The organism is Microcystis sp. LE19-131.1A (assembly GCF_027532015.1).
GTDB classification, from domain to species: Bacteria; Cyanobacteriota; Cyanobacteriia; order Cyanobacteriales; family Microcystaceae; genus Microcystis; species Microcystis ichthyoblabe_A.
In genome coordinates, this window is the sequence record NZ_JAPZSS010000051.1 from 1 (window position 1) to 9,680 (window position 9,680).

Consider the following 9,680-nt stretch of genomic DNA (forward strand, 5'->3'; position numbering starts at 1 on the left):
ACGAGAGAATCAGGGATTTGGGCGAGCTTATTAGAAATCTTTATCAACAATGGGGAGTGATCTGCATCGAACTTTTTCGCTCGAACACCCCAAAAAGCTTATGCTGTAAGGAGTTCAGCCAGCTTGTCCCCCTGTCAGGTCACTAACCCCGCCCTAAAAGGGACGGGGCTTGCCTAGACCAATTTAGGCGACGCAAGTAGAGACTACCGCATCGAGACACAATCTGGCCCAGACCTCCGAATACTTCCCTAGTTCGGATTCTCTCTAAGCTTTATTGGTAAAGCGTTGTTAGACAAGACATCTTGATTGTGTTGCGGGAAGGGACTTTAACTTTACTCTTAAGGATTATCTCCATGGCAAGAGTTCCTGTTATCTCAAAAGACGGAAAGCCGTTGATGCCCACTAAACCCAGTCGGGCCAGGCGGTGGATTAAAGAAGGAAAAGCTATCGGCAAATTCAACGACTTAGGTATTTTCTATGTCCAGCTAATCGATGAACCTTCCGATAGTAAAACCCAACCGATTGCTATTGGTATTGACCCAGGTAAATTATTCTCTGGAATTGGCGTTCAATCCTCTCTTTTTACTCTTTGGAAGGCTCACTTAGAACTTCCTTTTAAACGAGTCAAAGAGCGCATGGACAATAGACGGTTAATGCGAAGAGGACGTAGAGGAAGACGGATTAACCGCCAACTTTCTTTTAATCTAAGAGCGCATCGACAAAAACGATTCTCAAATAGAAGACAAGGAAAATTAGCTCCCTCAATTAGAGCTAATCGTCAACTTGAACTTCGAGTCGTTTCCGAACTAACCAAAATCTATCCAATTACCGATATTTACTTTGAGTACATTAAAGCCGATGTTGATTTAACTTCTGGTAGAAAAGGAGCTAAGTCTGGAAAAGGTTTCTCGCCAGTTATGGTCGGACAGAAATGGGCTATTGAGCAACTGTCTCAATTGGCAACAGTCCATACTCGCTTTGGTTGGCAAACCTCTATTCTTAGAAAATATTTGGGACTAGAAAAGTCGAAAAATAAAGCAGAACAATCACCAGAAAGCCATGCTAACGATGGAATTGCTCTTGCCTGTTTTCAATTTTTAGATTATTTGCCATTTCACACTTCTAATGGACATGGATATGATTGGAAGGGTTCTGTTAAAGTAACGAACGCTCCCTTTGCTGTCATCAAACGTCCTCCTATTAGTCGTCGTCAACTTCACCTGATGGTTTTTTCTAAAGGTGGTAAACGACGTAAATATGGTGGCTCTACCACAAGACATGGGTTCCGTAAAGGAGATTTAGTTTCTTCTCCTAAAGGAATTGGTTATGTTAGTGGAGATACCGAAAAACAGTTATCTGTAAGCGATGCCAATGGTCAACGATTGGGACAGATAGCCGTTAGCAAGATTCAGTTAATTCGTCGTTCTAACGGTTTAATTGTTTCTCACTGACTTATGTAAAGCCGCCCTCCGCTATCGCTAAAGGGCGGGGTTTCAGACCCAATTTTTCGATGACAAACCCAACTTCCTCGACTCCTTTTAGCTATCAAGTAGGCGGGAGCTTACCTGCCGAATATCGTGGGTATGTAGAGCGACAGGCCGATCGCGAATTGTACGATCGCCTGAAATCAGGAGAATATTGTTTTGTCTTTAACTCGCGGCAGATGGGCAAGTCTAGTTTGCGGGTGCGGGTGATGCAGAAGTTAGCGGCAGAGGGGGTGGCTTGTGCGGTCATTGACCCGCAAACCCGGGGAACCAGTTTGAGCGAGGATCAGTGGTATGCCGGAACAATAAAACGCTTGATCGATGATTTGCATTTACAAGAGAAAATCGATTTTTCGAGTTGGTGGAAGGATCTGGCGGCTCAGTCGATTTCGGCGGTCGAACGCTTTACTTATTTTATCGATCGCGTATTGCTGGCAGAACTCTCGCAAGATGTCGTCATTTTTGTCGAAGAAATTGATAACCTGCTCAGTCTCAAGTTTGATACCGATGGTTTTTTCATTCTGATTCGCTCTTTCTTTGAGCGGCGGGCGGAAGATCTGCGTTATCGGCGGCTGACTTTTGCGTTTTTAGGGGTGGCAACACCTTCCGATCTGATTGTCAGTAAGCATAGTTTGGCGTTTAATATCGGTCGGGCGGTGGAGATGAGTGGCTTTCAACTCCAGGAAGCTCAACCGTTGATGCAGGGTTTGGTGGGCAAGGTGGACGATCCGCAGGCGGTGCTGCAAGCGGTGTTGTATTGGACGGGGGGACAGCCGTTTTTGACGCAGCGGGTCTTGAATTTGGTAGTGCAGGAGGCAGATTTGCGCCTATCGCCCCCAGATTTGGTGGCGCAGGTGGTGACGAGCCAGCTTATCGATAATTGGGAGGCGCAGGACGTGCCGCCGCATTTGAAAACGATACGAGACAGGATTTTACGCAGTGACGAACGGCTGCGGGGGCGACTGCTAGGGATTTATCAGCAAGTTTTGGATGCTGAACCCCCCCCTCTCCCCATCCCCCCCCTCTCCCCATCCCCGCCTCTCTCATCCAGAAAGGAAGGGGGGATCATTGCCGATGAGAGCTATGAGCAAATACAACTGCGGCTGACGGGTTTGGTGGTGAAGCGAGAGGGCAGGTTGAAAGTCTATAACCCCATCTACGCGCAGGTGTTTAATGGGCAGTGGGTGGCTCGCGCTTTGGCGGATTTGCGTCCGGGGTTTTATGGGGAGGCGTTTAAGGCTTGGCAGGAGGCACAAGAGGAGCAGAAAGAGTCGTTTTTGTTGCGGGGACAGGCGTTGAGAGATGCGGAGACTTGGGCAAAAGGAAAGCGTTTGAGTAAAGAAGATGAACGCTTTTTAGATGATAGCCAGGATGTCGAAAAACGGGATATGGAAAGGCGATTGGCGGCGGAAACGGAAGCGAATCAGATTTTGACTGCGGCGAGGGAACAGGCGGAAACAGAATTAGAAACAGCGAACCAAGCATTATTAGAAACAAGGGAGGAATCCGACAAAATCATCAAAAAAGCCAATCGACGGAATAAGCTTAGTTTGTTGGGGGCATTGGGAGCTATTGCCATTGCTGCTATTGCCGTTCCTATTTCGATAAAGGCGGTAGATGATTTGAAAATAGCATGGCAGGATGTACAAGAAGCGGAGGGAGAAAAAAAACAACTTGAACAAGATAAAGACCAACTTAATAAGGATAAAATCAGTCTCAATCGCAGTTTAGAGCAAACTAAAACTAACAAAAAGCAGGCAGACATAAACGCACAAAAAGCAAAACAGTTACAGCTAGAAGCAGAACAGAAATTGAAACAAGTTAATCAAAATTTAGTTGCAGAAAAGAAGCACCTAAAGCAAGTTACTGAAATAGCTCAAGTCACTATCAAAGCAAAAGAACAACAGGTTCAAGAAGTTGAGAAACAATTTACAGAAGCGACCAAAAACACACAAGATGCCCGAAACGAGTCCAAAATAGCAAGGGAAGAGAAACAGCAAGCACAGACTCAACTATTAGAAGCACAGACTCAAATATCAGAAGCACAGACTCAACTCAATTCAGTGAAAGATTCAGTAAGTCAAACTCTTGCTTTACTTGATGAAGTCAGAAATCAAGTCGAAGTACCTACAGAAAGAGATTCTCGTATTCTTGTCACTGTGAAGGTAGATGTTAGGCAATTAACTTTAACTCATCAGCGACTACAAGCTACTGCACAGAGTATTGGCATCTCTATAGAAAAAGTTAGTCCTAGATCAAACATTTCATCCATCAATAACTTAGGAGCAAATTATGCCAATTTAGGGGAGTATGAAAAAGCAATCGCTTTCTATCAACAAGCTTTAGATATGAGTAGAAAGATTGGCGATCATCTTGCAGAAAGTTCAAACATCAATAACTTGGCTGCTCTCTATAGTGTATTAGGTAGGTATGGCGAAGCCGAACCTCTTTACAAAGAAGCATTGGCTATTAAGAAGCAACAGTTAGGAGACAACCATCCCGATGTGGCACAAACTCTTAATAACCTAGCAACACTTTACCGTATCCAAGGAAGATACAGTGAAGCTGAACCTCTTTTACAACAGTCTTTAGTTATCATGAAGCAACAGTTAGGTCCAAACAATCCTGATGTCGCTCAAAGTCTCAACAACCTAGCAGAACTTTACCTATCCCAAGGAAGATACAGTGAAGCTGAACCCCGCTATAAAGAGGCTTTAGATATATTCAAGCAACAGTTAGGAGACAACCATCCCTCTACCGCCACCAGTCTCAATAATTTGGCATTCCTTTACCAGTATCAAGGAAGATACAGCGAAGCTGAACCCCTCTACAAAGAAGCCTTATTTATATTCAAGCAACAGTTAGGAAACAACCATCCCTCTACCGCCGCCAGTCTCAACAATTTGGCATTCCTTTACCGTATCCAAGGAAGATACAGTGAAGCTGAACCTCTTTTAAAACAGTCTTTAGCTATCAGGAAACAACAATTAGGAGACAACCATCCTGATGTCGCTCAAAGTCTCAACAATCTAGCAGAACTTTACCTATCCCAAGGAAGATACAGTGAAGCTGAACCCCTCTACAAAGAGGCTTTAGATATATTCAAGCAACAGTTAGGAGACAACCATCCCTCTACCGCCGCCAGTCTCAACAATTTGGCATTCCTTTACCGTATCCAAGGAAGATGCAGTGAAGCTGAAACTCTTTTAAAACAGTCTTTAGCTATCAGGAAACAACAGTTAGGAGACAACCATCCTGATGTCGCTCAAAGTCTCAACAACCTAGCAGAACTTTACCTATCCCAAGGAAGATACAGTGAAGCTGAACCTCTTTTAAAACAGTCTTTAGCTATCAGGAAACAACAATTAGGAGACAACCATCCCGATACCGCACAAAGTCTCAACAATTTGGCTGGACTTTACCAGTCTCAAGGAAGATACAGCGAAGCTGAACCCCTCTACAAAGAAGCTTTATTTATATTCAAGCAACAGTTAGGAAACAACCATCCTGATGTGGCACAAACTCTTAATAACCTAGCGACTCTGTACTGGAACCAAGGAAAATACCCAGAAGCCGATGAATTGTTCAGTCAAGGACTTCAGGTAGAAGAATATAACTTTTCTCAAAACCTAATTGCAGGTGATGAATTCCAAAAACAGGCTTATATAGCAATTTATTCTGGTACGATTGATACAGTTATTTCCCGATCTCTTCAATCCATACCTAATAACTCAGAAGCAACTCGTCTCGCACTCAAAACCATCTTGCAGCGTAAAGGACGCATCCTCGACGTTCTATCCAATAGCCTACAAATCCTGCGCCAACAAGTTAATGATCCCCAAAGTCAGGAATTATTAACCCAATTCATCGCCACCCGCACCCAATACGCTAACCTCATCTTCGAGAAACTAGAAGATTTTCCCTCCCCCGAAATTTACCGCCAAAAACTCGCCGAACTCGACACCAAAGCCAAACAACTTGAAGACCAAATTAGTCGTCGTAGTGCCGAATTTCGTAGCCTATCCCAACCCATTACCCTCGAAAGTATTCAAAAGTTAATTCCTGCCAATGCTGCTTTAGTTGAAATAGTCCGCTATCAACCTTTTAATCCTAAAGCACCTGAAAATCAACGCTTTGGCAATCCTCGTTATGCTGTTTATATTCTCTATCCCAATGGTGACATCAAAGCCAAGGATTTAGGGGAAGCTAAACCGATTGACGACAAATTAATTTACTTTCGTGACAATCTTGCAGACGCAGAAACTCCTCTCCCTCAACTGCAAAAATCAGCGCGTCAACTTGATGAGACATTGATGCAGCCTATCCGTCAATTATTAGGCAATACTAAAACAATTCTCCTTTCTCCTGATGCTGCACTTAATTTAATTCCTTTTGAAGCTTTAGTGGATGAAAATAATCAATACTTAGTGGAAAATTATCATATTACTTACCTCACTTCTGGACGGGATTTACTGCGCCTTAAAGATAAATTTGCCAGTCAACAATCTCCGCTTATTGTAGCTGATCCTTTCTACGGTAAAGCAGGGGAAAAAGTCGCTCTCACTCTGTCTGAGTTTACTTTTCCCGGTCTTCCGGGTACAGAGGAAGAAGCTAAAGCGATTAAAAATATCTTAGCTCAAGCCACTGTTTTAACTGGTTCTCAAGCCACAGAAAACGCCGTCAAACAAGCGAAAAAACCGCATATTCTCCACATCGCTACTCATAGTTTTTTTATTAAACCAGAACGTAATCCGGGCGAACGCAATTCGCCCCTACAGGGTGAACGCAATGTTATTGAGAATCCTTTATTGCGTTCTGGGTTAATTTTAGCAGGAGTTACAATCGGTCAAAGTGCAGGAGATGATGGGGTTTTAACTGCTTTGGAGATTACTGGACTCAATCTAGTGGGAACAAAATTAGTAGTTTTATCTGGTTCTAAGACAGGTTTAGGGGATATTAGCGTAGGTGAAGGGATTTATGGTCTGCGTCGAGCCTTTGTCATTGCTGGGGCAGAAAGCCAATTAATTAGCCTTTGGAACGTTTCTGATCAAGCAACTAAAGATTTAATGGTAGCTTATTATGGACGATTGATAAAAGGAGAAGGACGCAGTGAAGCCTTACGGCAAATTCAACTAGGAATGCTCAAGAGTGAAAACTATCAACATCCCTTCTACTGGGCAAGTTTTATTATTTCTGGTGATTGGACTCCGATGGAATTTAGTTCATCCCCATAATAAATCAACATAAAATAGAAAAAATAAGTTAGTATCAATAAAATTAACAGTCAAGAAATAGTTCATAGTTGCGCTTCAGCGCACCGTATTATGACTAAAGTTCAACAACGAACCTAATTAAAGCCAAACCTCAATTGATTCAACCCATGAATAAATTTCTCAAAATCTTTACCCCCATTTCCCTGATATTAATTACGGTAGGATTTCCGGCGGCGACTTTTAGCAACACTGTTGGAGTTAACACGATTTTTCAGGTAAAAGGGAAAGTTACCGTTAAAAAACCACAATGGAAGAAATCTCTTCCCGCTTCTGTCGGACTTACCCTCAGTTTTGATGATAAGTTAGAAGTGGCAGCTAACGCTTCAGTTAAGGTTTATTGTAGTAATCTCAAGAAGTGGACGGTTAAACCGGGAAGGTATATTGTTTCTAGTGGCTGTCCTCGGGGAAATCCTGTGATTCCACTTCCCAATAGCAATAATACAACCCTCCGTCCAACGGGAAAAACAGAGAAAGCTTTAGCAAAATTACCTTATCTAATTACTCCTCGTCAAACGAATATTCTTGCCAATCGTCCTCCCCTGCGGTGGAATGCTGTTCCGGGTGCAACTAATTATACTATCAAAATAGATGGGGTTAATTGGGAAACGCAGACAAATAAAACTGAAATAGTCTATCCCGGTGAACCTCCTCTGGAAGCAGGAGAGCGATATCGAGTAACCATAGAAGCTGATAATGGTGCGTCTTCTAGACGTGATGATGAAAACGTCGGGTTTACAATATTAGATGAACAGACGAAAACAACGGTTTTAGATGCTGTTAAAACTGTTCAACAGCAGCAATTATCACCAGAGGAAGCAGGGTTAGTTTTAGCGCATCTTTATCGAGGTTATGGGTTGTATGGGGATGCGGTTGAGGTATTAGAAGGATTGGTGAAGCAAAATAGTCAGGTTGCTACCGTTTATCAACTGTTAGGGGATACTTACCTTAAGATAGGGTTGCCTCAGTTGGCAAAAAAACCTTATGATAAGGCGTTAAAACTGGCAACAAATACGCAGAATTTGTCAGTGCAAGCGGAGATACAAGCGGGTTTAGGAACAGCTTATCGTCTCTTGGGAAATAAGAATGAGGCGATACAGTGGTTAACTAAGGCGAAGGGGACTTATAATCAGTTAGGGGATACTTCGCAGGTTCAGGAATTGGCTAAAACAATTAATGACATTTTAAGGAGGGAGTAAGGATGAAAGTTAAATTATGGATGATGGCGGCTGCGGTTGCGGGAGTGATGGGATTATCGGGAGTCATCTTAACCCCAACGGTGGGACAAAGAACTTTAGCACAGCAATCAGAGTCTAGTGTAGCTAATAGTTCCTCAATTGAAGGAAAGTTAGACAGCAATAGCCAAACCCTGAAAGATGGTAGTTATTTCAATGTCCATACTTTTCCTGGAAAAGCAGGAGAACCGTTAATTATTGATTTGACTAGCAAAGATTTTGATACTTATCTCATTTTGCTTGACCCCAATAATAACAAGATTGCCGAGAATAATGATGGAGGAGATGAGAATAATGCCAGAATTGTCTTGACTCTACCTGTAACGGGAACTTACACCCTTATTGTCAATTCAGCTAAAGCAAAAGAATCCGGTAGTTACGTCTTGAGTTGGCGGGAAGCAACAGAAAATGATATTACTTTAGCCGAAGCAGAAAGATTAAATCAGCAAGTTATTCAATTGTATCAGCAGGGGAAATATAACGAGGCGATTCTTCTAGCAGAACAAGCCTTAGCTATCAGGAAACAACAATTAGGAGACAACCATCCCCTAACTGCACAAAGTCTCAACAATTTGGCAGGACTTTACGAGTCTCAAGGAAGATACAGCGAAGCCGAACCCCTCTACAAACGGCTCTTCGTTACTTGTTATGGTTCGATAGGGTGGCATAAATCGACTAAATCCTTATCTGGCAAGACATTTAATTGATTAGTTCGCTCTAGATCAAAAACAATTGACAAAAATTGCCAAACGTTTTTCTCTATAAGGGTTCCATCCCTTATAACCCCCGTACATTGCATAACACAAACCGAAGAACCTGATATTTCCTCCCTAAATAAACCTTCGCCTTCTCCAAAATCTTCGCCCTACCAACCGAAAAGCACAACTAAGTTTGATGGGATTAGTATTGAGATTTGGCAGAGAATGGCCACTTCAGAAAATTTAGAATACGAGTATTATATAGTTAAGGAAGTTGATACAGGTATTAATCAAGTTGCTAATGGCACCCTCGATTTGCTCATCGGACCAATCTCAATTACGCCAGAACGCCTGAAAAAAGTTGCTTTTACTCAGCCTTACTATAGCTCCTATCTGGCCCTACTCGTTCCCAGCCATCCCCCCAACCTCTGGCAGTTGATTCATCCCTTCTTGCAACGAGCGGCGCTTCTAACGGTGCTAGGACTTATACTATTGTTGTTTTTAGTAGCCAATATCATCTGGTTTGTTGAACATAAGCGCAATCCCGAACAGTTTCCCAAAAATTATTTTAAGGGGGTGCGAGAAGCTTTCTGGTTTGTGTCAGTTACCACAACAACAGTCGGCTATGGTGATAAAGTTCCAGTGACTGGAACTGGCAGGTTTATTACTTATTTATGGATGTGGATTTCCCTGGCGATTACCTCTTCAATTACGGCAGGTTTGGTGACAACCTTTACCCTAGCATTGACCCAGCAACCAGCTAAAGAGTTGAGCAATCTTCAGGATTTACAAAATAAAAAAGTTGCCCTATTGGCAGGAAGTTCTTATTTTATGAATCTCACTGCTGAATATAAGGGACTTCCAAAAAATAAACTATTCATTCTCAAGAATAATAATCATTCTCGGAGTGTGGGAGGTAGGGATCGATGGTTGCCCCCTCCTTCCAATTTTGTAGTAGAATTAATCCTGTACATTATTAATCAAGTTTTTCTT

4 protein-coding genes and 2 pseudogenes are annotated in these 9,680 nt (G+C 42.6%); all 6 read left to right on the forward strand.

The window, feature by feature from the left end:
• Positions 1-353: 353 nt before the first annotated feature.
• A complete protein-coding gene (locus tag O9323_RS04300) occupies positions 354-1,451 on the forward strand; it encodes an RRXRR domain-containing protein (protein WP_288124736.1) in 1,098 nt (365 codons plus the stop codon).
• A gap of 59 nt (positions 1,452-1,510) precedes the next feature.
• Complete coding sequence (locus O9323_RS04305; protein ID WP_288124737.1) at positions 1,511-6,718, forward strand: tetratricopeptide repeat protein; 5,208 nt, start codon at positions 1,511-1,513, stop codon at positions 6,716-6,718.
• Positions 6,719-6,864: 146 nt separating this feature from the next.
• Positions 6,865-7,953 (forward strand): tetratricopeptide repeat protein, encoded by a 1,089-nt coding sequence (locus tag O9323_RS04310; RefSeq protein ID WP_288124738.1) that lies wholly within the window; start codon positions 6,865-6,867, stop codon positions 7,951-7,953.
• Between the two features lie 47 nt (positions 7,954-8,000).
• Positions 8,001-8,330: pseudogene (locus O9323_RS22830) on the forward strand (PPC domain-containing protein); the annotation flags it as partial.
• A gap of 87 nt (positions 8,331-8,417) precedes the next feature.
• Positions 8,418-8,621 (forward strand): annotated as a pseudogene (locus O9323_RS22835) (tetratricopeptide repeat protein); the annotation flags it as partial.
• Positions 8,622-8,810: 189 nt separating this feature from the next.
• Positions 8,811-9,680 (forward strand): potassium channel family protein (locus O9323_RS04320; RefSeq protein ID WP_502846419.1); only part of this gene is annotated, 870 nt, incomplete at its 3' end.